Annotated in this window: 19 protein-coding genes; 10 read left to right on the top strand and 9 right to left on the bottom strand. The window is 65.6% G+C overall.

The window, feature by feature from the left end:
* Window position 1: 1 nt before the first annotated feature.
* Window positions 2–613, bottom strand: a complete 612-nt coding sequence (locus tag ACSQ22_RS12290) for a LysE family translocator (protein WP_436130457.1) — start codon at window positions 611–613, stop codon at window positions 2–4.
* Between the two features lie 98 nt (window positions 614–711).
* Entirely contained in the window at window positions 712–1,518 is an 807-nt protein-coding gene (locus tag ACSQ22_RS12285; RefSeq protein WP_436130456.1) for a helix-turn-helix domain-containing protein, read from the bottom strand.
* A gap of 90 nt (window positions 1,519–1,608) precedes the next feature.
* Here ACSQ22_RS12285 and ACSQ22_RS12280 point away from each other — a divergent pair, with 90 nt between their 5' ends.
* Window positions 1,609–2,748, top strand: a complete 1,140-nt coding sequence (locus ACSQ22_RS12280) for an aminotransferase class V-fold PLP-dependent enzyme (protein ID WP_436130455.1) — start codon at window positions 1,609–1,611, stop codon at window positions 2,746–2,748.
* Window positions 2,749–2,781: 33 nt separating this feature from the next.
* Entirely contained in the window at window positions 2,782–4,077 is a 1,296-nt protein-coding gene (locus tag ACSQ22_RS12275) for a DUF445 domain-containing protein (protein WP_436130454.1), read from the top strand.
* Window positions 4,078–4,486: 409 nt separating this feature from the next.
* Here the strand turns inward: ACSQ22_RS12275 and ACSQ22_RS12270 are convergent, their stop codons facing one another.
* The 5 genes from ACSQ22_RS12270 to purU all read right to left on the bottom strand — a co-directional run bounded on the left by ACSQ22_RS12270 (window position 4,487) and on the right by purU (window position 9,480).
* Window positions 4,487–4,921: a hypothetical protein gene (locus ACSQ22_RS12270; RefSeq protein WP_436130453.1), complete on the bottom strand. Its 435-nt coding sequence runs from the start codon at window positions 4,919–4,921 to the stop codon at window positions 4,487–4,489.
* Between the two features lie 231 nt (window positions 4,922–5,152).
* Window positions 5,153–5,791, bottom strand: coding sequence for a hypothetical protein (locus ACSQ22_RS12265; RefSeq protein WP_436130452.1), 639 nt, complete (start codon window positions 5,789–5,791; stop codon window positions 5,153–5,155).
* A 136-nt stretch (window positions 5,792–5,927) separates the two neighbouring features.
* A complete protein-coding gene (locus ACSQ22_RS12260; protein WP_436130451.1) occupies window positions 5,928–7,433 on the bottom strand; it encodes an FAD-linked oxidase C-terminal domain-containing protein in 1,506 nt (501 codons plus the stop codon).
* 268 nt (window positions 7,434–7,701) lie between these two features.
* Window positions 7,702–8,610 (bottom strand): LysR substrate-binding domain-containing protein, encoded by a 909-nt coding sequence (locus ACSQ22_RS12255; protein ID WP_055398416.1) that lies wholly within the window; start codon window positions 8,608–8,610, stop codon window positions 7,702–7,704.
* 21 nt (window positions 8,611–8,631) lie between these two features.
* Window positions 8,632–9,480, bottom strand: a complete 849-nt coding sequence (purU, locus tag ACSQ22_RS12250; protein ID WP_121507789.1) for a formyltetrahydrofolate deformylase — start codon at window positions 9,478–9,480, stop codon at window positions 8,632–8,634.
* A 52-nt stretch (window positions 9,481–9,532) separates the two neighbouring features.
* Here purU and ACSQ22_RS12245 point away from each other — a divergent pair, with 52 nt between their 5' ends.
* Complete coding sequence (locus tag ACSQ22_RS12245) at window positions 9,533–11,845, top strand: putative bifunctional diguanylate cyclase/phosphodiesterase (protein WP_228897588.1); 2,313 nt, start codon at window positions 9,533–9,535, stop codon at window positions 11,843–11,845.
* Between the two features lies 1 nt (window position 11,846).
* On the opposite strand, the gene ACSQ22_RS12240 is transcribed toward ACSQ22_RS12245, so the two are convergent.
* Window positions 11,847–12,731, bottom strand: a complete 885-nt coding sequence (locus tag ACSQ22_RS12240) for a ChaN family lipoprotein (RefSeq protein WP_436130450.1) — start codon at window positions 12,729–12,731, stop codon at window positions 11,847–11,849.
* A gap of 73 nt (window positions 12,732–12,804) precedes the next feature.
* Here ACSQ22_RS12240 and ACSQ22_RS12235 point away from each other — a divergent pair, with 73 nt between their 5' ends.
* The 4 genes from ACSQ22_RS12235 to ACSQ22_RS12220 all read left to right on the top strand — a co-directional run bounded on the left by ACSQ22_RS12235 (window position 12,805) and on the right by ACSQ22_RS12220 (window position 16,774).
* Window positions 12,805–14,790, top strand: coding sequence for a type IV pili methyl-accepting chemotaxis transducer N-terminal domain-containing protein (locus ACSQ22_RS12235; protein WP_218299043.1), 1,986 nt, complete (start codon window positions 12,805–12,807; stop codon window positions 14,788–14,790).
* Window positions 14,787–15,557 carry a response regulator gene (locus tag ACSQ22_RS12230; protein ID WP_436130449.1) on the top strand — a complete coding sequence of 257 codons (771 nt, stop codon included), beginning with the start codon at window positions 14,787–14,789 and terminating at the stop codon, window positions 15,555–15,557. The genes ACSQ22_RS12235 and ACSQ22_RS12230 overlap by 4 nt, the downstream gene beginning before the upstream one ends.
* A gap of 302 nt (window positions 15,558–15,859) precedes the next feature.
* On the top strand, window positions 15,860–16,273 hold the full coding sequence (locus tag ACSQ22_RS12225) for a globin domain-containing protein (protein WP_436130448.1): 414 nt from the start codon (window positions 15,860–15,862) through the stop codon (window positions 16,271–16,273).
* Window positions 16,274–16,402: 129 nt separating this feature from the next.
* Window positions 16,403–16,774 (top strand): hypothetical protein, encoded by a 372-nt coding sequence (locus ACSQ22_RS12220; RefSeq protein WP_436130447.1) that lies wholly within the window; start codon window positions 16,403–16,405, stop codon window positions 16,772–16,774.
* A gap of 122 nt (window positions 16,775–16,896) precedes the next feature.
* Here the strand turns inward: ACSQ22_RS12220 and ACSQ22_RS12215 are convergent, their stop codons facing one another.
* Window positions 16,897–18,003: a helix-turn-helix domain-containing protein gene (locus ACSQ22_RS12215; RefSeq protein ID WP_436130446.1), complete on the bottom strand. Its 1,107-nt coding sequence runs from the start codon at window positions 18,001–18,003 to the stop codon at window positions 16,897–16,899.
* A gap of 408 nt (window positions 18,004–18,411) precedes the next feature.
* Between ACSQ22_RS12215 and ACSQ22_RS12210 the strand changes: the two genes are divergently transcribed.
* The 3 genes from ACSQ22_RS12210 to ACSQ22_RS12200 all read left to right on the top strand — a co-directional run bounded on the left by ACSQ22_RS12210 (window position 18,412) and on the right by ACSQ22_RS12200 (window position 21,615).
* On the top strand, window positions 18,412–19,074 hold the full coding sequence (locus ACSQ22_RS12210; RefSeq protein ID WP_436130445.1) for a hypothetical protein: 663 nt from the start codon (window positions 18,412–18,414) through the stop codon (window positions 19,072–19,074).
* Window positions 19,075–19,175: 101 nt separating this feature from the next.
* A complete protein-coding gene (locus tag ACSQ22_RS12205) occupies window positions 19,176–20,093 on the top strand; it encodes an IPTL-CTERM sorting domain-containing protein (protein ID WP_436130444.1) in 918 nt (305 codons plus the stop codon).
* A 229-nt stretch (window positions 20,094–20,322) separates the two neighbouring features.
* On the top strand, window positions 20,323–21,615 hold the full coding sequence (locus tag ACSQ22_RS12200; protein WP_055398425.1) for an MFS transporter: 1,293 nt from the start codon (window positions 20,323–20,325) through the stop codon (window positions 21,613–21,615).
* Window positions 21,616–21,624: the final 9 nt, after the last annotated feature.

Here is a 21,624-nt window from a genome sequence, read left to right as displayed (position 1 = left end):
CCTATCGTTGCATCAGGGCGAGCTTTGCGCCGAGCCCGACAAACGCGGCCGCAAAGCCGCGGCGCAGCCACACCAGCGCGCCGGGGCGCTGCAGCACCTGGTCACGAAACCGGGCGGCAAAGACGCCATAGCCCAAGAACACCACAAAGGTCATGGCCATGAAGACCAGCGAGAGCTGGACCATGCGCCACGCGGGCTGCGCTTCACCCGGTGCGATGAACTGCGGCAGAAAGGTGAGGAAGAACAGCGACAGCTTGGGGTTGAGCAGGTTGATCAGCATGGCTTCCGCGATACGCCCACTGGCAGCGCGTGTGGGCGCGTCAGTGCGAACCTCCAGGGTGGCGGGCGAGCGCCACATGGCCCAGCCCATGTAGACCAGGTAGGCGACCCCCGCGTAGCGCAGGACTTCGAATGCCGTGGCGCTGGCGTTGAGGAGCGCGGCCAGCCCGGTGATCGCCGCCAGCAGGTGCGGCACGATGCCGAGCGTGCAGCCCAGCGCCGTCACGGCGGCGGCCCGCGCGCCGCCCGAGAGTCCGGCCGCCACGGTCAGCAGGGTTCCTGGCCCCGGCGAGACGACCACGATGAGCGAGGTGATGAGAAATTCGATGCCCATGGCGAGAGGCCGCGCGGCGGCGGCGTGAAGTGGCGATGCCCGCAGCATCCGCCAACCCCCGCACAACGGTCTTGAACGAAATTGCAGGGGCCGGGCTGTCAGCCGCGTGCGCGGACGTAGGCGCCGGGTGTGATGCCAAAGCTGCGCGTGAAGAGGCGCGTCAGGTGGCTTTGGTCGGCAAAGCCACTGGCTGCGGCGACATCGGCCAGGGGCGTACCCGCACCCATCAGATGGCGCGCAAGCTGCAGTCGGCGCTGCAGCAGGTAGGCGTGTGGCGTCAGGCCCGTGGCCTGGGCAAATTGGCGCACGAGCTGGTAGCGGCTCAAACTTGCTGCGTCGGCCATTTGCGCGAGGCTCCAGGGTGCGGTGGGATCGTCGTCCATCATGGTGCGAGCCCTGGTGATGGACGCGGCGGATTGTTGGTGGCCCTTCGGTCGCAGCAGGCCGCTCAGCACCCGCAACAGGCATTCCTCCACATGCAGCGCTGCGGCCGAGTGGTTGGGGCGGTGGGTGGCCGCGTCGAACAGCGCCAGTACCTGGGCCGCCAGCCGCGCATCGCGCATCGTCGGAGCATGGAATTCGAAGGCGGAGCCGAGCGGGCCCGGATGCACCTCGGCCGCCAATGGCGCCACCAGGGCAGGCTCCAGGTAGAGCATGCGCCAGGCGCGTCCACGCTCGTCCAGCGGCATGCCATCGTGGACTTCGCCGGGGTTGACCGTGATGGTGTCGCCTGGGCCCGATTCCACAATCCCCCGGCCGCTGGCCGATTTCTGCGCACCCCGTTCGATCACGCCGAGGCCGAACTGCAAGTGCATGTGCCTGCCGAAGACGAGGCGGGAGTCGGCCTGCATCGCTTCGATGCCGGGCAGTGCGGTGGGCAGGAATCGGAAGGGTTTTTGCTGCATGGCGCGCGGCCTTGGGGTGGCGCGGGGCCATGATAAGCTGACCTGATCGTCCCTTTTTCCTCCCTCAGTTTCACACGCGGAGACTCCCCTATGCCCGGCCTTTTGCCCGATATCGACCCCGATGGTTTGCTCGAATTTTCGGTGGTCTACACCGACCGCGCGCTCAACCACATGTCCAAGCGCTTCACCGGCGTGGTGCAGGACATCCTGGGCACGCTCAAAGAGGTCTACCACGCCCACACGGCCGTGCTGGTGCCCGGCAGCGGCACCTTCGGCATGGAGGCCGTGGCGCGCCAGTTTGCCAACAAGGAAAAGGTGCTCATCGTGCGCAACGGCTGGTTCAGCTACCGCTGGACGCAGATCTTTGATGCCGACAAGGGCCTGGGCGGCGGTTCCGTGGTGTGCAAGGCGCGCCAGCAGGGCAGTGGCCCGCAGGCGCCCTGGGCACCATGCCCCGCTGAGGAAGTCGCCGCTACCATCCGCGCAGAAAAGCCCAAGGTGGTGTTTGCGCCCCATGTGGAAACGGCCAGCGGCATCATCCTCAGTGATGACTACATCCGCACGCTGACGGCGGCTGCGCATGAGGTTGGCGCGCTGTTTGTGCTGGACTGCGTGGCGTCGGGCGCGATGTGGGTGGACATGCAGGCCACGGGCGTGGATGTGCTCATCAGCGCGCCGCAAAAGGGCTGGAGCGGATCGCCTTGCTGCGCCATGGTGATGCTGTCCGAGCGTGCGCGCGAAGCCATCGAGGGCACCACGAGCAGCAGCTTTTCGTGCGACCTCAAGAAGTGGATGCAGATTGCCGAGGGCTACGAAAAGGGCCAGCACGCGTACCACACCACCATGCCCACGGATGCGCTGGTGCGCCTGCGCGAGGTGATGGCCGAGACGCGTAAATATGGATTTGCCAAGGTGCGTGACGAGCAGATCGAATTGGGCGCCAAGGTGCGCGCGCTGCTCGAATCGCGCGGCTTCCCCAGCGTGGCGGCCGACGGCTTCAAGGCGCCCGGCGTGGTGGTGAGCTACACCACCGACCCCGGCATCCAGAACGGCAAGAAGTTCATGGAAGTGGGGCTACAGACCGCTGCCGGCGTGCCGCTGCAGTGCGACGAGGGGACGGACTTCAAGACCTTCCGCGTCGGCCTGTTTGGCCTGGAGAAGTGGCACAACGTGGACCGTACGGTGGGGCACTTGTCGAAGGCGCTGGACCAGATTGCGGCGGCTGCCTGACGCATTGGGGTCTTGGTCGGCGGGCTGGCCCGGATGACGCCAGAGACTGACGGCGCAACCGTCGCCCTGCGGCGTGCCAAACGGCAGGCGCTGGGACTGTTGCTGCTGGTGACGGCGGTGTTCATCGTCACCAGCGTGGTCGAACGCGGCCTGCTGCTCAACTGCGTGAAAGCCATGGCTGAAGCCGCCATGGTGGGTGCGCTGGCCGACTGGTTTGCGGTGGTGGCGCTGTTCCGGCGCCCGCTGGGCCTGCCCATTCCGCACACGGCGGTCATTGCGCGCAACCAAGCGCGCATCGGCCGCAACCTCGCCACCTTTGTGCGCGACAAGTTCCTGGATGTGCCCTCGCTGGTGTCTCTGATCCGCCGGCACGACCCCGCCGAGCGGCTGGCGCAGTGGCTGACTGCCCCCGGCAACGCCGCGCTGCTGGGCCACCAGGCCACGCGCCTGGCATCGGCTGCGCTGGAGACGGTGCAGGACGCGCAGGTGGAACGCTTCATTCAAAAAGCCGCGCGTGCCTTGATAGGGCAGGTGGACATGTCGCGTGCTCTGGCGGCGGTGCTCGACACCCTCACGCACAATGGCCGTCACCAGGCGCTGCTGGACGACGTGCTGGCCAAGCTCATCGAACTGCTGCAGAACGAGCAAACCCGTACCTGGGTCGCGCAGTCCATCGTGGCCTGGCTCAAGAAGGACCACCCGCGCACCGAGAAGTTGCTGCCCAGCGACTGGCTGGGCGACAAGGGCTCGGCCCTGCTGGCCCGCGCGCTGGAGAGCCTGATGGCCGATGTGGCCGCCAACCCGCAGCACGCATTGCGTGCGCAGTTTGATGTGGCGGTGCAGCGCTTTATCGAGCGCCTGCGCAGCGACCCGGAATGGGAGCGCAAAGGCGAGGAGATCCGCACCTGGTTGCAGACCGACGCCACGGTGGCAGGTTATGTGCAGACCTTGTGGCTGGATCTGTGCGGAGCGCTGCAGCGTGATTTGGCCGATGCCAACTCGGTGCTGGCGCGGCAGGTGGGCAAACTGGGGCTATGGCTGGGCGAGTCGCTGGCGGCGGACGCGGCGCTGCGGCAGTCGTTCAATGACCGGCTGGAGCGCTGGGTGGAGGGGCTGGCGCCGGATGTGTCGGCGTTCATTGCGCAGCACATTGAGGACACCGTGCGGCGGTGGGATACGGAAGAGATGACGCAGCTGATTGAGCTGAACATTGGGAAGGATTTGCAGTACATCCGCATCAACGGGACCGTGGTGGGTGGGTTGATTGGGCTGGTGCTGTTTGCGGTGTCGCACGCGGGGGAGATTGGGCGGGCGATGTTGGGCAGTTGACCACCCGTTCGGGCTGAGCCTGTCGAAGCCAGGGCGTGCTGGTTCGAAGAGCATGCTGGTGTTGAGGGCGGAAGCCGGGACTCGCCCCGGCGGGCGAGGTACTTGTTCTTTGCTTCGCCAAAGAAAAGTACCCAAAAGAAAGGCGCCCCCCAGTCTGCGACCCCTTCGCTGTGCGAAGGGGCAAACCTGCGTCGGGACGGTTGCGGGGTGCGCCGTGGAACTCGCTTTGCTGCTGCGCAGCGCCGCTCGGACAACCACGGCGAGTCAGTTCACGAGGCATGCGCGCTTCGAAGCGCATGCTCACCCCGCAACCGCCCCGCCGCAGGCGCAGCCAGCAGGGGTGGGGGAGCCGAACAGCCACACGGGCCATCGCGTTGCTCGGCCGCGCTCCGACGGCCTGGGGCTGGGCCTAGCGTGCCGCCTCATCCGCCGCCATGTGGGCCGCGTGTTCTTCCTGCAGGTGCTGCGCAATCTGCGCCCACGCCTGCTTGGCCTCGGCGTCCTGCGTCCAGGCGTAGCAACTGGCGATATGCATGGCCGTCACCGCATGGTGTGGGTCGAGCGCAAAGGCCACCTCGCATTGCAGCGCAGCCTGCCGCCACATGGCCGTCGCATCCTCTGATCCTTCTTTCTGCAGCGCATGGGCTTCTGCCACCCACGCCTGACCTAGCCGAAACGCCGCCGCATGTTGCGTAGGGTCGGCTTCATGCGCCCGCTGAAACAACACCCCCGCTTGCCGCCACAACGCCCGCGCTGCATCAAAGTCTTGTTTGGCTACGGCTTGTGCCTGGGCGACGAGGGCGTTGCCGGATTGGAGGAGGGTGGAGGGGGAGTCGCAAAGCATGGGGCTTGGAAAGAAGGATGTTGGGGATGTGGATTGCTGGGGTTTGTTTGCCGCCACAAACCACGAGTTGGCGGCGGACGCGAGAAATGCCGTTACAGAACGTTCGAGTTGAATCGCAATCGATAACCACCGAGTTGCCGTAGAACGGGTTGCGTTGCTGACATCGACGTTTGAAATGTGAAGCGGCCCATAGCCGCACAGAAGAGTGCTGAATGTCTTCTCGATGGAAGGCTAAGCTGCTGCCGCAAAGATAAACCCCGTCCCCAAAAACCCAAGAAAGCACAGTGCCTGTAAGAATGCAGCAATTCCTTGTACGTAGAGACTTCTCATCTGAGAGATGTAGCCGATCTGTGGATTGCCAGCATGCTTTTTCAAGTAGCGCTGCGCGATGTAGCGAACCCATCTCGGGAATGGTTGCAAGAATTCTTCGAGAACTCGCTCAATGCGAATGCCCGACTGCAGATCAATTCCCCAAAATGCGGCCCCCTTCTGAATTCTCTCTTCCTCAGCTTGGTACTTGGCTAAGTGCTCGCTAAAGGTCTTGCGCACTGCATTGCCGGTTTCGACGCCGATTTTGCAGCGCACGGCAAACACCTTTGAGAACAGACCGAAGATGCAGGAGACGCATAGGAACACACCACATGTGACGAACCCAGCCCTCGAGATGAAAGGCATGAGTGTCTCCGCATTGGCGATCAAAAAGGACGCGACGGCAGCGGTCGCGACGAGTAGCCAAGTGCTGAAGGTCTCGACCGGCTCACTGGCCGTGAGTGCGGCTTCAAGCATCGAGGAAACGACGGCGTTTTCCGTATTTTCACGCGCCAGACTATTCCATTCGCGGAGAGCTTCGGTTCGGGAATCATCTGTCATGGTCGACCTAGAGTAATGTGGGCCTCAGTATCTGGACGATACGCTGGGAGGTAGGGGCGGCTTGGGCAAGCTTCCCAGAATTGAACTGTGGGGCGTCCCTTTCTTGTTCAGAAATCGGCCGTGCCTGTTTCACCCTTCAAAACCTCGGCAAATCCGGATGCTTGATCGCCCCTCCGCGCACCAGCATCTTCCCGTATTCCGCACACCGGTTCAGCGTGGGGATCACCTTGCCGGGGTTCAGCAACCCGGCGGGGTCGAACGCGTGCTTGAGCCCGAACATCTGCGCGTTCTCCGCCGCAGAGAACTGCACGCACATGCTGTTGAGCTTCTCCACGCCCACGCCATGCTCGCCCGTGACCGTGCCGCCCATGGCCACGCTGGTCTCCAGAATCTCCGCGCCAAAAAGCTCGCAGCGGTGCAGCTGGTCGGCGTCGTTCGCATCGAACAGGATCAGCGGATGCAGGTTGCCGTCGCCCGCGTGGAACACGTTGGCACAGCGCAGCTGGTATTTCTTTTCCATCTCCTGGATGGCCAGCAGGATGTCGGCCAGGCGCTTGCGCGGGATGGTCGAGTCCATGCACATGTAGTCGGGGCTGATGCGGCCGCTGGCGGGGAATGCGTTCTTGCGGCCGCTCCAGAAGCGCAGGCGCTCGGCTTCGTCGTTGCTGACCGAAATGGCGGTGGCGCCGGCAGCGCGCAGCACTTCGCTCATGCGGCCGATTTCTTCCTCTACTTCTTCGGGCGTGCCATCGCTTTCGCACAGCAGGATGGCTTCGGCGGTCAGGTCGTAGCCCGCGTGCACAAAGTCTTCGACGGCGGCGGTCATGGGCTTGTCCATCATCTCCAGGCCGGCGGGGATGATGCCAGCCGCGATGACCGCGGCCACCGCGTCGCCCGCTTTGCGCACGTCGTCAAAGCTGGCCATGATGCACCGCGCCAGCTGGGGCTTGGGGATGAGCTTGACCGTCACTTCGGTAGTCACGGCCAGCATGCCTTCGCTGCCGATCACGGCGGCCAGCAGGTCGTAGCCGGGAGCGTCGAGTGCCTCGCTGCCGAATTCGACGGGCTCGCCTTCCACCGTGAAGCCTTTCACCTTGAGCACGTTGTGCACGGTGAGGCCGTATTTGAGGCAGTGCACGCCGCCCGAGTTCTCGGCCACGTTGCCGCCGATGGTGCAGGCGATCTGGCTGCTGGGGTCGGGCGCGTAGTACAGGCCGTAGGGCGCGGCGGCTTCGCTGATCGCCAGGTTGCGCACGCCACACTGCACCACGGCCGTGCGGCTTTCGGGGTTGATGTCGAGGATGCGGTTGAACTTGGCCAGCGACATCGTCACGCCCAGGGCGTGGGGCATGGCCCCGCCCGACAGGCCCGTGCCCGCACCGCGCGCCACCACCGGCACCTGCAGCCGGTGGCACACCTGCAGCACGGCCTGCACCTCGTCGTAGGTTTCAGGCAGGCACACCACCAGCGGGCGCTGGCGGTAGGCGGTGAGGCCGTCGCATTCGTACGGAGTGGTGTCCTCGTTGTGCCAGAGCAGTGCGTGGGCGGGCAGCACGCGGCCCAGGGCCTGGACAACCTCGGCCTGGCGCGCGGCGCGTTCGGCGGGTGTCGGGAGCGGGGCGGAAGAAGTGGCGGTGATCATGGCCGCCACTGTAGGGGATGGGGACGGGCGGGGTGTGAGGTTTTCTGCAGGTGTTTGTGAAAAACACCGAGTCGCTCACTAATTGATAGCTTCTAACGCTTGATGGACAAGCGCTGGGGCTGATTTTTGCCTGAACTTGGTGGAGGAGGGCGCGGCTCGGGCGAGGGCCGCCGAGCAAGGGCCGCCCCGCAGCGAGGGCGGCGTCCCCCTTCCGGCGCAGCCGAGAGAAGGGGGGAGGCGCCAAAGGCGACTCTGGGGGATGCCTCTACTACGCCATGGTTTTGCGCAGCCACTCGGCAAACGCCGCGCATTCCCACCGGTCCATGGTGCCCGTGCGCCAGCACAGGTAGTGGGCGTGGGGGCTGGCAGTGTCGGTGTCAAACAGGCGCACCAGCGTGCCGTTCTCCAGCCACGGTGCGCCCAGCTTCAGGCGCACCAGCGCCACGCCCATACCGGCAGCGGCGCCGTCGCACATCAGGCCGATGTCGTTGAACTGCGAGCCCTCGCTGGGCTCGGCCCAGTCGAGACCCGTGGCAGCAAACCAGGTGCGCCAGGGCTCCAGCGGGCTGCGCAGCAGGGGTACGCCCTCCAGGTCTTCGGGGCGGTCAAAGGGGCCGTGTTCGCGCACGAACGCGGGCGAGGCCAGGGGCGTGACCACGTCGCGGGCCAGTTCTACGTGCTCCACATCGGCATAGTGGCCGGGGCCGAAGCGCACCATCAGGTCGGCGTCTTCGGCCACCACGTCCAGCAGCGGGATGGAGACCTGCAGCGCCAGGTCGATCTCGGGGTAGGCCTCGGTGAACTGGCGCAGGCGGGGGATGAGGATGGTGCGCGCAAACGTGGGCGTGACTGCCAGCTTGAGCCGCCGCCGCCCGGGCGCGGCCGCCTGGCCCGGAAAGCGCTGCAGCGCGCCCAGCCCCTCGCGCACATGGGCCAGGTAGGCGCTGCCCTCGGTGGTCAGCGAAAAATCGGCCCGGCCAAACAGCCGCACCCCCAGGATCTGCTCCAGCTGCTTGACCCGGTGGCTCACGGCGCTAGGCGTGACGCACAGCTCGTCGGCCGTCTGCGTCACGCTGCGCAGGCGGGCCAGGGCCTCAAAGGTCAGCAGGCACTGGATGGGCGGAATGCGCCGGGCTGCGCTGCTGAGGAAGGATGAGGACGGGGCTGCCGTGGCCATGGGGCAGAACGGGTTAGCGGGTTAGCGGAAGACGACGGTCTTGTGGCCGTTGAGCAGCACGCGGTGCTCGCTGTGCCACTTCACGGCGCGGGCCAGCACCTGGCTTTCGGTGTCGCGGCCCCGGGCCGTGAGGTCTTCGACCGTGTCGGTGTGGTCGGCGCGGGCCACGTCCTGCTCGATGATCGGGCCTTCGTCCAGGTCGGCCGTCACATAGTGGGCCGTGGCGCCGATCAGCTTCACGCCCCGGTCATGGGCCTGGTAATAAGGCTTGGCGCCCTTGAAGCTGGGCAGGAAGCTGTGGTGGATGTTGATCGCCCGTCCGGCCAACTTTTGACATAGGTCAAGAGAAAGTATCTGCATGTAACGGGCCAATACCACCAACTCGGCCCCTTCGCCCTCGATAATCTCAAGCTGCTTGGCTTCGGCCTGGGCTTTGGTGCTGCCCGTCAGCGGGATATGGTGGAACGGCACGTTGTAGCTGGCCGCCAGCTGGTAGAAGTCGCGGTGGTTGCTGATGATGGCGCGGATGTCGATGGGCAGCAGGCCACTCTTCCAGCGGAACAGCAGGTCGTTGAGGCAGTGGCCCTCCTTGCTGACCATGAGCACGGTTTTCATGGGCGCAGCTGTTGCGTGCAGGCGCCAATGCATGTTGTAGGGTTCTGCAAACGTGGCCAGGCGGGCCTTGAGCGTTGCGTGATCGTGCTGGTCGCAGGCAAACTGAACGCGCATGAAGAACAGGCCGGTGGCGTGGTCGTTGTACTGCGCGGCTTCTTCGATGTTGCCGCTGTGCTCCAGCAAAAAGCCCGAAACGGCATGCACCAGCCCCAGGCGGTCGGGGCAGGACAGGGTAAGGATGTAGGCGTTGGTCATAGCGGTGCGATTGTCGCAGCATGGCCTGAGCGCTTGTCGAACAGGGAAATCAATGACCAATCCGGGCGATGCGTCGCGTATTGTCCCCTGGCGGGGAATGCTGCTGTACCTGGTGCTGGGGGTGGCCTGGGTGTTCGTGGGCGACGCGCTGCTGGCCCGGTGGGTGAGCGACCCGGTGCTGCTCACGCGCTTTCAGACCTGGAAGGGCTGGGGTTACGTGCTGCTGACCAGTGGGCTGGCCTGGTGCCTGCTGCGCAGCATGCGCCACGCCGAAAAGGTGCGCCTGGCCATGGCCAGGGAGCTGTCGCAGATCGTGCGCCACGTGCCGGCAGGTATCGCGCGCGCGGCGCCAGACGGGCGGTTCCTGTGGGCCAACACCCGCCTGTGTGATCTGCTCGGCGCGCCGCTGGAGCGGGTCTGCAGCCTGAATGTTCGCGATGTGCTGATGGCGCCCGACCGTGACCGGGTGGCTGCCCAGTTGTCGCGCCTGCTGGCGGGCGAGATCGACCACTATGTGGGTGAACACGAATGCCTTCGTCCGGGCGATGGGCGCAAGGTGGCCGTGCTGTGCACGGTAGCGCTGGTCCCCGAGGCGGATGCCGAGCCCGCCCATATGGTCTGCGTTCTGCAGGACCTGGACGAGATCAAGGCCGCCCGCGCCGCACTCAAGAACAGCGAGGCCCGCCAGCGGCTGGCCGCCACGGTGGTGGACAACACCATGGAGGGCGTGGTGGTGACCGATGCGCAAAGCCGCATCCTGTCGGCCAACGCCGCCGTCACCCGCCTGCTGGGCTATACCGAGGAGGAACTGCTGGGCCAGACGCCGCGCGTCTTCAAGTCGGGGCGGCATGACAAGGCGTTTTACGAGGCCATGTGGGGCACATTGCGCCAGACGGGCCACTGGCAGGGCGAGATCTGGAACCGCCGCAAGAACGGCGAGGTGTTTCCGGAGCACATGTCCCTGTCGGCCGTGCGCGACCCTGCCGGGCAGATCACGCACTACGTGTGCATGTTCACCGACATTTCTGAAGAAAAGGTGCAGCAGCAGCGGCTGGAGTTCCTGGCGCACAACGATGCGCTCACGGGGCTGTCCAACCGCGCGTGGTTCGGCCACCAGCTGGAGCAGGCCGTGCTGGAGGCGCGAGCCAGTGGCGAGCACATTGCTGTGCTGCTGCTCAACCTCGACCGTTTCAAGGACGTGAACGACAGCTACGGCCATGCCACCGGTGACGAGGTGCTCAAGCACATCGCGCGGCAGGTGCAGTCGGCCCTGCGGCCGGGCGACGTGATGGGGCGGCTGGCGGGCGACGAGCTGGCCGTGGTGGCGCGCCACCTGCGCCATGCCGACGGCGCCGCTGCCGTGGCGCGGCACCTGATCACGGCCGTGGCCGAGCCCTGGCGTTCGCCCGATGGCTTTGAAGTGGTGGCGGGTGTGAGCGTGGGCATCTGCATGTTCCCCGAGCACGCGAACACCACCGAACTGCTGCTGCAGGGCGCCCATGCGGCGGTGTACGGCGCCAAGGCACGGGGCCGGGGGGCGTGGTGCTTCTTCCACGAGGCGATGACCCAGGCCGCGCGCGAGCGACTGGCGCTGGAGTCGCGCCTGCGCCTGGCGCTGGCGCAGGGCCACCTGCAGATGTACTACCAGCCGCAGGTGGACATTGCCACCGGCCACATCCAGGGCGCCGAGGCGCTGGTGCGCTGGAACGACCCGGTGGAGGGCCTGATCTCGCCCGCGCGCTTTATCCCCGTGGCCGAAACCTCGGGCGTCATTGGCCCGCTGGGCGAATGGGTACTGCGCGAGGTTTGCCGCCAGGGCCAGGCCTGGCGCCAGGCAGGCCTGCCCGACCTCACGCTCGCTGTGAACGTGTCGCCGCGCCAGTTCCACCTGACGGACCTGGCCGGTTGCGCGTCGGGCGCGCTGGCCGATTCGGGCTTTCCGCCCGAGCTGCTGGAGCTGGAGATCACCGAAACCGCCCTGGCCGAGCGCACCGAAGAGGCGCGCCAGGTGCTGATGCGTCTGCGCGCGCTGGGCCTGCGCATTGCGGTGGATGACTTTGGCACAGGGTATTCGTCGCTCGCGCAGCTCAAGCGCTTTCCGATTGACGTGCTCAAGATCGACCAGGGTTTCATCCGCGACATTCCGCAAAGCGAGGACGACATGGCCATCAGCGCCGCCATCATCGCCATGGGGCACAGCATGGGGCTGTCGGTGCTGGCCGAAGGGGTGGAGACCGACGGCCAGTTGGCCTTCTTGCGAGAGCGGGGCTGTGATGCTTACCAGGGCTACCTGTGCAGTCGGCCCGTGCCCGCCGATGACTTCGCAGCGCTGCTGCGGGCACAGCCCGTGACTGTGGCACCGTAGGTCAAGGTGCTGGGCGCGCCGGGCGCCACTTCTCGCGCAGTTCTGCACAGGCATCGCGGGGTGGCAGGGCAGGGGTTTCAATCACCGCTTCCGCGTCGCCTGGTTTAATTGCTTCACTTTTGATAGCTGTCTGCGCTTTTCCAGATTGCGCCAGGGCCACTTTTGACACCAAACCGGCTGGCCAGTGGGTGGGCACTCCCAGGCTGCGCAGCACATGACCGCCCCCGGCCACCAGCAGCACCGTCTGCCCGGGGCGCAGGGCCTGCTGGGCGGTGCGCGCCATGCTCGCGTCGCGGGCGATCTGGATGCGGGCCATGGGGGCAATTTGCGATTCCGGCAGCAGGCCGCAGTGGCCCTCGCGCAGCGCCTGGTGTTGCTGTGCCAGTGCGGGGGCGGGCAGGTGCTGGTCCCAGCGGGCCTCGCCCATCGCGGCGAGCATCTGGGCGCGCGGCAGGTTGCCACCCAGCACCGGCACGCCAGCGGCCACGGCGGCCATCACCACGGGGCCATAGGCCTTCCACGGCCAGGCGGCGTCGTTCCATTGCAGTGCAGCCTGGGCCTGGGCGTCGGTGGCGTCGCGCGGCAGGGCCTGCGTGCTGTGGCCGCTCTCGGCCATCTCCATCACCACGGCCGCCAACTGGCCTTTTGCGGCCAGCCACAACACGGTCTCGCGCTGCAGGCGCTGGTGTTCGGGCGCATCGTGCTGTTCGCCGAGCAACAGCACATCGGTGGGGAGCAGGGCCTGCAGGCGGTCGGGCCATGCAGCGAGTGGGGTGCTGGGGGGCGTGGTGCCCGTGCTGGCACAGCCTGCCAGTGCTCCCGTGGCTATCAGGGCTCCGGCCAGCAGCAGGCGGGCACAGAGGTGGGTGTCGGGTGGTCGTTGCATGGCGCCATGCTACGCGGGTGAGACTTGACCCAGGTCAAGAGTCGGCGCAAGCTCGGTGCCTACACTGCCCTGCATGCGCACCAAGCCCACCCTGTCCACCAAGCTCCTGGCCATGGGCGCGGGTTTTTTGCTGGTGGCGCTGGCCTCCATCAGCCTCACGCTGTGGGTAACCTGGAAGCTCGAAGGCGGCGCCGCCGCTGTCAACGAGGCCGGCCGCCTGCGCATGAACATGCTGCGCATGGTGCTGGTGCTGCAGACCGAGCCCGCCGAGGCGGTGCAAGAGCGTGCCCGCCTGTTCGATGCCAGCCTGGACCTGCTGCGCACGGGCGACCCCTCACGCCCGCTGTTTGTGCCCTGGAGCGACGAGACCCGCTCGCGCTTCGAGGCCATACGCACCCAGTGGGCCCAGGCGCGCAGCGGCTGGGTGACCACGTTGCCCCCCGATCGCGCGCAGACCTTGGCGCAAGCCGATGCGTTTGTGCAGCAGGTCGATGGTTTTGTGGATGCCATCGAGATCCAGATTGCGGGCTGGACGGCGGCGCTGCACCTGTTCCAGCTGTTCATGATGGCGCTGGCCATTGTTGCCGCCGTGACCTTCATGGCCGCAAGCTATCTGCTGGTCATCAACCCCGTGGCGCGCCTGCAGCAGGCCCAGGCCCGGCTGCGCCAGGGCGAGCTCGGCACCCGCCTGCCGGTGGATACGGATGACGAGTTCGGCCAGCTGTCGGCGGGCTTCAACCTCATGGCGCACGCATTGCAGGCATCGCACGACGACCTGGAACACAAGGTGGTGGAGAAAACCGCCAGCATCGCCGTGCAGAACCAGCGCCTCGCCGCGTTGTATGAGGTGAGCGCGCTGGCTTCCACCGCCAGCAGCCTGGAGCTGCTGGCCCAGGGCTTTGTGCAGCAGATCCGGCGCGTGGCCGGGGCCGATGCGGCGGCGGTGCGCTGGTCCAACGAGGCCAATGAACGTTATGTGCTGCTGGCCGGTGACGGCCTGCCCCGCACCATGGCCGAGGGCGAGCACTGCCTGCACACCGGCACCTGCCTGTGCGGCCAGCCCCAGGCCCAGGCGCGCACGCGGGTGATCCCCATCACGCCATCAACTACCGTCGCCTTGCCCCATTGCCGCGAGGCGGGTTTTGAAACCATGGTGACCATCCCGGTGCAGATGCAGCAGCGCTTGCTGGGTGAGGTAGACCTGTTCTTCCGCTCGCCCATTGAGCTGACCGACGAACTTCGCGACCTGCTTGAAGCCATGACGCGCCACCTGGCCAGCGCCATGGAAGGCCTGCGCGCCACAGCCCTGGAGCGCGAAGCCGCCGTGGCCGAAGAGCGCAGCATGCTGGCGCGCGAGCTGCACGACTCCATCGCCCAGTCGCTGGCCTTCCTCAAGATCCAGACGCAGCTGCTGCGCGACGCCGTTAACCGTGGCGACGAGGCCAAACGCGACCGCAGCATCAGCGAGCTGGATGTGGGCGTGCGCGAGTGTTATTCCGACGTGCGCGAGCTGCTTGTGCACTTTCGCACCCGCACCAACGACGAGGATATTGAATCGGCCCTGCGCGCCACGCTGTCCAAGTTCGAGCACCAGACCGGCATGGCCACCACGCTGGGCATGGTGGGCCATGGCCTGCCGCTGGCGCCCGATTTGCAGATCCAGGTGCTGCACATGGTGCAGGAAGCGTTGTCGAACGTGCGCAAGCATTCGGGCGCCACGCGGGTGGACCTGCTCGTGCACCGGCATCCGCGCTGGCGCTTTGAGGTGCAGGACAACGGCAAGGGCTTCGACGTGGCCACCGTGCCGCCCGATTCGCTGCATGTGGGCCTGGGCATCATGCGCGAGCGCGCCCACCGCGTGGGTGCCGTGCTGCAGGTTGAATCCACCCCGGGCCAGGGCACGCGCGTGTGCATCGAGCTGCCCACGGTGACCGCTGCCACCACCATGCCCTCCCAGTCTGCACCTCCGTCCGCAGCGGCCATAGCCCCCCAAGGCGCGGCTTCTGGCGAAGAACTCACACCCGCCGTGGCCGCAGGCCGGGTGGCCACCACCGCATGACCATCACCACCGCCATCCCCTTGGCCCCCCCCGCCGGTGTGGGCCACCAACCCTCCGCAGAGCCGCCTGTGACGCTGCTGGTGGTGGACGACCACACGCTCTTCCGCCGGGGGCTGATTGCACTGTTGGGGCAGGACGCGGGCCTGCTGGTGGTGGGCGAGGCGGGCGATGCCGCCGAGGCCCTGCGCCTGGCGCCGCAGCTGTTGCCCCAGGTGATCCTGCTGGACAACCACCTGCCCGGCGTGATGGGCGTGGACGCCATCCGGGGCCTGCGCGAAGTCTCGCCCTCCTCGCGCGTGCTCATGCTCACCGTCAGCGAAGACGGGCAGGACCTGGCCGCCGCACTGCGCAACGGCGCGCAGGGCTACCTGCTCAAGACCATCGACGGCGATCTTTTGGCCCAGGCCATCCGCCGCGCGGCCCGGGGCGAGCCCGTGGTGAGCCCCGAACTCATGGGCAAACTGGTGGCCGCGTTCCAGTCGCAAGGGGTGGCTGAAGCGGCAGCGCTCATCGCCCCAGCCGGGCCTGCCGGGGCGGGTGCGTCCACGCAGCCGCCCGAGGCTGCCAACAACGGCGCCGCGCCCCTGTCCCCTCGTGAGGAAGACGTGCTGCGCGAGATCGCGCGCGGTGCCAGCAACAAGGAAATCGCGCGCACACTCGACATCGCCGAGACCACGGTCAAGATCCATGTGCAGCACATCCTGCGCAAGCTGGGCCTGAGTTCGCGCGTGCAGGCGGCGGTCTACGCATCGGACCGCCAGCGCTAGTGTGCAACACCACACTAGGAGTAGCGCGGCAGTGCAACCGCCGTGGTCGGCCAGGGATTTGCCGTTGACCACCCTGCGCGCGAGCCGGTGCACCTGCACAAGCGCGCCCTGCGCGAGGCCCGGCGCATGAAGCCGTCACGCCCGCTACATCGCAAATCGCACATAGCGCGTCGCCTATAGCGCATAGGGCCTGTCGTCATGCAACCCCTGGGGGTGGGGCGCAGCGCGGGGGAACTTCATAGACTTCTTTCCAGTGTTCTACCTGCCACTGGCCAACGGCCGCATTGCTGAGGAAGCCTCTGATGTCCCCCGAACAAATCCATCTGGTTCGCCAGAGCTTTGCGCAGGTTGCTCCTGTCGCCGCGAAGGCGGGTGCGCTGTTCTACGCCAAGCTGTTCGCCCGCGATCCCGCTATCAGCGGGCTGTTCGCCTCGTCCGACATGAACGAACAGGCGCGCAAGCTGCTGGACATGATCGGCAGCGCCGTGCGCATGCTCGGCCAACCCGAGCAGCTGGACGCCGCACTGCGCGCACTTGGCAAACGGCACGCGGGCTATGGCGTCGAGGCCGCGCACTACGACACGGTGGGCGCGGCGCTGCTCGACACACCGGCCGAAGCACTTGGAGGCGCCTTCAACCCCGCCACGCGCGAGGCATGGGGTGCCTTATATGCCCACGTGGGCACCACCATGCGGGCGGGGGCCGCAGGGGCGTAGCGTTGCAGCGTGGGCGGTTTGCTTGCCCAGGTGACCGATCCTTGTCTGGTTGCACGCCCCGGGGCATGATGCTTTTGTCAGCACCCGGTGCCGGGGCGCTGGCCCCCATCGATACAGGAGCAACAACGCATGAAAACCACCTCCTTGCGCCGCTTCGGCGCAGCCGTAACCCTGGCAGCAGTCTCCCTTGCTACCGTCTTCGCCTCTGTCACCGCCGTGGCCGACACCACCAAGCCGCTGCTGTTCAAGATCGTTACGGTCAAGGACGATGTCATCGTTGCCGTGCCGCCGGACGAGGCCGGTGCCCCGCGCCCCGAAGCCGCCGCCATTGGCCAGGCTCTGGCCGCCAAAGGCGCGCTCACCCTCTGGCAATACGCCACACGCAAGGCAGCTGACGGCGCACTGGAAATGGCCCCCCGGGCCAAGATCAGCGTGCTGGCGCACGACAGCCTGCGCGTTGAGCCCTACACACCAGCGGTGCGGGTTGTGCCGGTGCCGTAGTGGCGCTGGCCTGGCTGGACCTGTCCTGGTCGGGCTGAAAAAGCCGAAGGGAGCGAAGCCCGGGTGTTTCTTCATGAAGCCCCTTTTGAACGGGCTCTTACCCTCGCCCCACCGGAGTCTCCTCAACGGGGCGCCAGCAGACGGGCTTGCAGCTCCAGCCGGTTTTGCACCCCCAGCCGCGTGTAAATCTGGCGGCGGTGGTAGGTGGCGGTGTTGGCACTGATCCCCATGCGTTCGGCAATCTGTGCTTCGGGCAGGCCCCGCGCCAGCCAGTAGGCCAGCTCGTGCTGGCGCTGCGGCAGCCCGAGCGCCCGCAGCGCGGGCAGCAGGTGTGCCACGCGCGGCACCCGGTGGGTGATCTGAATGCCCACCGCCTGGCCTTCGCCCGCTGCGGCGGCCATCTGCGTGGCGCGCAGGCTGAACCAGCCGCTGGCGTTGTGCAGATCCAGCTGGGGCAACGCAGGCGCGGGGCCACTGCGGCTGTCACCGCTGCGGCCCGAAAATTGCAGGCGCTGCAGCAGCATGTCCAACTTTGGCGGCAGCTCAGAGCGGCGGTGCCAGCTCGGCCCAAAGGCCAACGCCATCAGCAGATCCGATTGTTGGGACGTCCATACCAGTCTTCCTTGGGGCGTGACTACCAGCATGGCACTGTCGTGTACCACGCTGTCCTGCGCGTCCAGCTCGCCCGGTTGCAGAATCCGCGCCAGCCACGGCTCCATCCGTCCAAACATCGCCACGTCGTCCACGTTAAAGCGTGACGAGGCGGCGCTGCGATACAGCTTGAGCGCACCCAAGCCAGCACCCTGCGGCGTGCGCAACACGAGGCTCAGGCAGTCAAACACCTCGGCGGGCCGCAACGCCAAGTTGTAGAAATCGCTGCGCAACAGCTCGCTGATGGGCACCGCCAGAAGTTGCTCCAGCACTTGCGGCCCATGGTCAAAGCGCACCGCCTCGGCAAAGTGGTGAGCGCTGCGGCGAATCACCTTGCGTTCGCTGGCTATTACCTGTGGCTCGAAGTAGGTGTGCATGGTGTCCCTCGTGATCGACGGCTCGACATACGCATCCAGCCCAACGTCGCCGCCTGGATAGAAATAGCAACCCGAGTCAAAGCCAATGAGGTGATGCAACTCATGCAAAACGGGCTCGATGAGCTGGGGCCCGTTGAAGTCAAGGCCAGCCATCTGCTGCAAGCGCGCAATGGCCTGCTGCTGAGTTCGGGTGAGGGACATGAAGTGGTGTGTTTGTTTACTGCATCGCTTCAACGCAATGCGCGTGCCCCAACGTAGCACATCGAAAGTGTCGTTTCCCAACCCCTGGGGGTGGGGCGCTGCGCAGGGGGGCTCCATAAACTTCTTTTCAGCCCAACCCCTTCTATCGAACGCTTTCATGCTCTCGATTAGATAGCGCGCCTGAAAAGCGCATCCGCCCCGACCACGCCATGAAAAGAACGCACGTTGCCTGCCTGTCCCAGTTCCCGCACTGGCCGCCACCTGCTTGGGGGACCACCCTTTGCGGTGGTCTCCAATGCGCATCAAAAAATTGTTATCAGCGCTTTCCAGATGAGCGTCTGAGCCAGGCTTTTATTGAAATTTTCAGTGCGCCGCCGCACCCACTCCGTCTACGTTGCTGCCAATACCATGAAGAAATACCTTGCACTCCTGGCTGCGGTCTTTATCCAAACCAGCACCTGGGCGGCCACTTACACCTTTGCCGGCCCCACCTACGTCAGCCTGCTGGACTACACAACACCCTGCGCCGCCGGTACCTGCGTCAACTTCAGCACGGTCATTCGGCAAACGGGCCACTTCACCACCAACCAGCCGCTGCCCGCCAACCAGGTCAGTCTCGACATTGCACCCCTCATCACCTGGTACGACTTCAACGATGGCGTGACCAGCTACAGCATGAACGGCCTCAACACTCGTTTGGCCAAAGCCCGCGTTTCTACCAACGCAGCAGGCGAGATTGTTGATAACGACATTGTTTTTCTGTGGTGGCAAACCGGCAGCCATGGCGTGGGCGACCGATTGAGCTACATGTCGGTCAACTTTGCCAGCTACTTCAACCGCCCCTGCGTTTCCCTGAGCAGCCCCGACATCTGCCATAGCTACGCTGACGACGGCGCCACCAGCCACGGCTTTGCCCATGGCAGTGGTGGCTGGACGAGCGACGTCCCCGTGGTGGGGCCGGGTGGGGCGCAGTCCGTACCCGTGGACAACCCATTTGCCCTGGTGCTGACAGCCGTCGGCTTGCTGGGTCTGGCCATGCGTGGGTGTAAGAAATTGCTCCTAAAAATATAGCTAATAGCGCTTTCTCGATAAGCGGCGTGGTCTTTTTTATTGAAGATTTCAGCCTATCCACCACAGCCCCTCCTGACCTCACTCATATCGCTGACAACACCATGAAGAAAACTCTTGTAGTCCTGGCTGCGGCCCTTCTCCAGTCTGGTGCCTGGGCCACCACCTACACCTTCACCGGCCCCACCTACACCACCCTGACGCCGTTCACGCCTCCATGTGCCACACCCACCTGCGGCAACTTCACCGCAGCGATGAGGCAAACGGGCAGCTTTACCACTGCCGCACCCTTGGCCCCCAATTTAAATGCGGCGGATGTTTCGGGCTTGATCCAATCGTATTCATTCAGCGACGGGCTCGTGCAATACAGCAGCGGGGACGCCGCGACTCGGCTGGCATTTGCCCTCGTCTCCACCGATGCGGCAGGCGACATCGTGGGCGAAACCATTGATATTCACCATTGGCAAACCGCGAGCCAGGGGGGAAATGACCGGCTGGACTTGTTCAGCGCCAACTTGGGCAGTTTCTCTAACGCGTACTGCCAAATCCTGAGCGGCCCAGGCACGTGTTCACTTCTCAACACAGACGCCTCTACCAGCCAGGGTTTTGCACATATTGGTGTGGGTGGTTGGGTGACTTCCTCGCCCCCGCTACAAGTGGCCCCCACCATCACCAGCGCACTACCGCCCGGTGGCGCGTTGGGCATGCCCTACCACTTCACGGTGGTTGCCACGGGCACAGTCCCCATGAACTTCACGGACGCGGGCACCCTGCCACCGGGGTTGGCTATCAACGCTAATACGGGCGCCATCACCGGAACGCCCACCAGCGCGGTGAGCCAGAGTGTGACCATCACAGCCAATAACGGCGTGGTGCCCAGCGCGGTGCAGACATTCACGATGACCATCGCATCCGCCGCAGGGGTGGTGGCAGTGCCCACGCTGGGCGAATGGGGCCTGCTGTTGCTGGTCTCTTTGATGGCTGGCGTGGGCTGGATGACGGCGGGGCGCCGACGCGTGTGAGGGCATAGTCTGTGCGCGTTGGGCAAGCAGAACCCAGCCCAACAGGGTAGCCCCACGCGCGCCGTCCTGGGTCTGTGGGTGCTGCCCGAGAGGGCATAGTTCTTTCGAACGATGCGCCCAAGCCGCGCACTAGTCCTTCTGCCGCCCCCCGTGCTGGTCGAGCGAAGGATGTGCAAAGGCCGCTGCAAACGCGACCATTCCTCTCATGCAAAAAGAGAGGAACCGCGCAATGGCACATACCCCTTTGCCCCCGGGCGACAGCCCACAGCGCACCCGCCAGGCCTGGTCGGTGCTGATCGTCAGCACCTTCGCTTTCACGGTCTGTTTCATGGTGTGGATGATGTTCGGCGTCATCGGCATCCCTATCAAGAAAATGCTGAACCTGAACTCCACGCAGTTCGGGTTGCTCATGTCCATGCCTGTGCTCACGGGCTCGCTGGTGCGGGTGCCGCTGGGCATCTGGACCGACAAGTTCGGCGGCCGCATCGTGATGGCCGCCGTGATGGCCACCACCGTGCCCGCCATCTGGCTGATGGGCTACGCCACGGAATACTGGCACTTCCTCACCATCGGCCTGTTTGTGGGCTTGGCGGGGGGCTCGTTCTCGGTGGGCACGCCCTATGTGGCGCGCTGGTTCCCCAAGCACCGCCAGGGTACGGCCATGGGGGTGTATGGCGCTGGCAACTCGGGCGCGGCGGTGAACAAGTTCGTGGCCCCGGTGTTGCTGGTGGCCTTTGGCTGGACCATGGTGCCGCAGGTGTATGCGGCCATCATGCTCGGCACGCTGGTGCTGTTCTGGTTGTTCAGCTACAGCGACCCGGCCCACCTGGTGCCCAGCAACGTCAAGTTCACCGACCAGCTCAAGGCGCTGAAGGACCCCAAGGTGCTCAAGTACTGCCAGTACTACAGCATCGTGTTTGGCGGCTATGTGGCGCTGTCGCTGTGGATGGTGCAGTACTACGTGGGCGAATTTGGCCTCGACATTCGCGTGGCGGCACTGCTGGCCGCGTGCTTCTCGCTGCCCGGCGGTGTGCTGCGCGCCATCGGCGGCATGCTGTCTGACAAGTACGGCGCCCACAGCGTGACCTGGTGGGTGATGTGGGTGAGCTGGATCTGCCTGTTTTTGCTGAGCTATCCGCAGACCGACTTCACCATCGTCACCGTCAACGGCCCCAAGACCTTTCACATCGGCCTGAATGTGTACCTGTTCACGGGCCTCATGTTCCTGCTGGGCATTGCCTGGGCCTTTGGCAAGGCCAGTGTCTTCAAGTACATCAGCGACGACTACCCCCAGAACATCGGCGCCATCAGCGGCATCGTGGGCCTGGCCGGTGGCATGGGCGGCTTCATCCTGCCCATCCTGTTCGGCGCGCTGATGGACCTCACCGGCATCCGCTCCAGCGCTTTCATGCTGATGTATGGCGTGGTGTGGGTCTCGCTCATCTGGATGTACTTCACCGAAGTGCGCCGCACCGATCTGATGGCCACGCAGGCAGCACCGGCTGCTGCGGCTGGCCGCTGAACTTTCACT

Source organism: Acidovorax sp. LjRoot38, assembly GCF_964252975.1.
Classification (GTDB): domain Bacteria; phylum Pseudomonadota; class Gammaproteobacteria; order Burkholderiales; family Burkholderiaceae_C; genus Acidovorax; species Acidovorax facilis.
This window is presented reverse-complemented; position numbering and strand designations above follow the sequence as displayed.

Excerpts from the sequence above, each read along its gene's own strand:
- ACSQ22_RS12290 (WP_436130457.1), bottom strand. The coding sequence starts at position 613 with ATGGGCATCGAATTTCTCATCACCTCGCTCATCGTGGTCGTCTCGCCG.
- ACSQ22_RS12285 (WP_436130456.1), bottom strand. The coding sequence starts at position 1,518 with ATGCAGCAAAAACCCTTCCGATTCCTGCCCACCGCACTGCCCGGCATC.
- ACSQ22_RS12280 (WP_436130455.1), top strand. The coding sequence starts at position 1,609 with ATGCCCGGCCTTTTGCCCGATATCGACCCCGATGGTTTGCTCGAATTT.
- ACSQ22_RS12275 (WP_436130454.1), top strand. The coding sequence starts at position 2,782 with ATGACGCCAGAGACTGACGGCGCAACCGTCGCCCTGCGGCGTGCCAAA.
- ACSQ22_RS12270 (WP_436130453.1), bottom strand. The coding sequence starts at position 4,921 with ATGCTTTGCGACTCCCCCTCCACCCTCCTCCAATCCGGCAACGCCCTC.
- ACSQ22_RS12265 (WP_436130452.1), bottom strand. The coding sequence starts at position 5,791 with ATGACAGATGATTCCCGAACCGAAGCTCTCCGCGAATGGAATAGTCTG.
- ACSQ22_RS12260 (WP_436130451.1), bottom strand. The coding sequence starts at position 7,433 with ATGATCACCGCCACTTCTTCCGCCCCGCTCCCGACACCCGCCGAACGC.
- ACSQ22_RS12255 (WP_055398416.1), bottom strand. The coding sequence starts at position 8,610 with ATGGCCACGGCAGCCCCGTCCTCATCCTTCCTCAGCAGCGCAGCCCGG.
- purU (WP_121507789.1), bottom strand. The coding sequence starts at position 9,480 with ATGACCAACGCCTACATCCTTACCCTGTCCTGCCCCGACCGCCTGGGG.
- ACSQ22_RS12245 (WP_228897588.1), top strand. The coding sequence starts at position 9,533 with ATGACCAATCCGGGCGATGCGTCGCGTATTGTCCCCTGGCGGGGAATG.
- ACSQ22_RS12240 (WP_436130450.1), bottom strand. The coding sequence starts at position 12,731 with ATGCAACGACCACCCGACACCCACCTCTGTGCCCGCCTGCTGCTGGCC.
- ACSQ22_RS12235 (WP_218299043.1), top strand. The coding sequence starts at position 12,805 with ATGCGCACCAAGCCCACCCTGTCCACCAAGCTCCTGGCCATGGGCGCG.
- ACSQ22_RS12230 (WP_436130449.1), top strand. The coding sequence starts at position 14,787 with ATGACCATCACCACCGCCATCCCCTTGGCCCCCCCCGCCGGTGTGGGC.
- ACSQ22_RS12225 (WP_436130448.1), top strand. The coding sequence starts at position 15,860 with ATGTCCCCCGAACAAATCCATCTGGTTCGCCAGAGCTTTGCGCAGGTT.
- ACSQ22_RS12220 (WP_436130447.1), top strand. The coding sequence starts at position 16,403 with ATGAAAACCACCTCCTTGCGCCGCTTCGGCGCAGCCGTAACCCTGGCA.
- ACSQ22_RS12215 (WP_436130446.1), bottom strand. The coding sequence starts at position 18,003 with ATGTCCCTCACCCGAACTCAGCAGCAGGCCATTGCGCGCTTGCAGCAG.
- ACSQ22_RS12210 (WP_436130445.1), top strand. The coding sequence starts at position 18,412 with ATGAAGAAATACCTTGCACTCCTGGCTGCGGTCTTTATCCAAACCAGC.
- ACSQ22_RS12205 (WP_436130444.1), top strand. The coding sequence starts at position 19,176 with ATGAAGAAAACTCTTGTAGTCCTGGCTGCGGCCCTTCTCCAGTCTGGT.
- ACSQ22_RS12200 (WP_055398425.1), top strand. The coding sequence starts at position 20,323 with ATGGCACATACCCCTTTGCCCCCGGGCGACAGCCCACAGCGCACCCGC.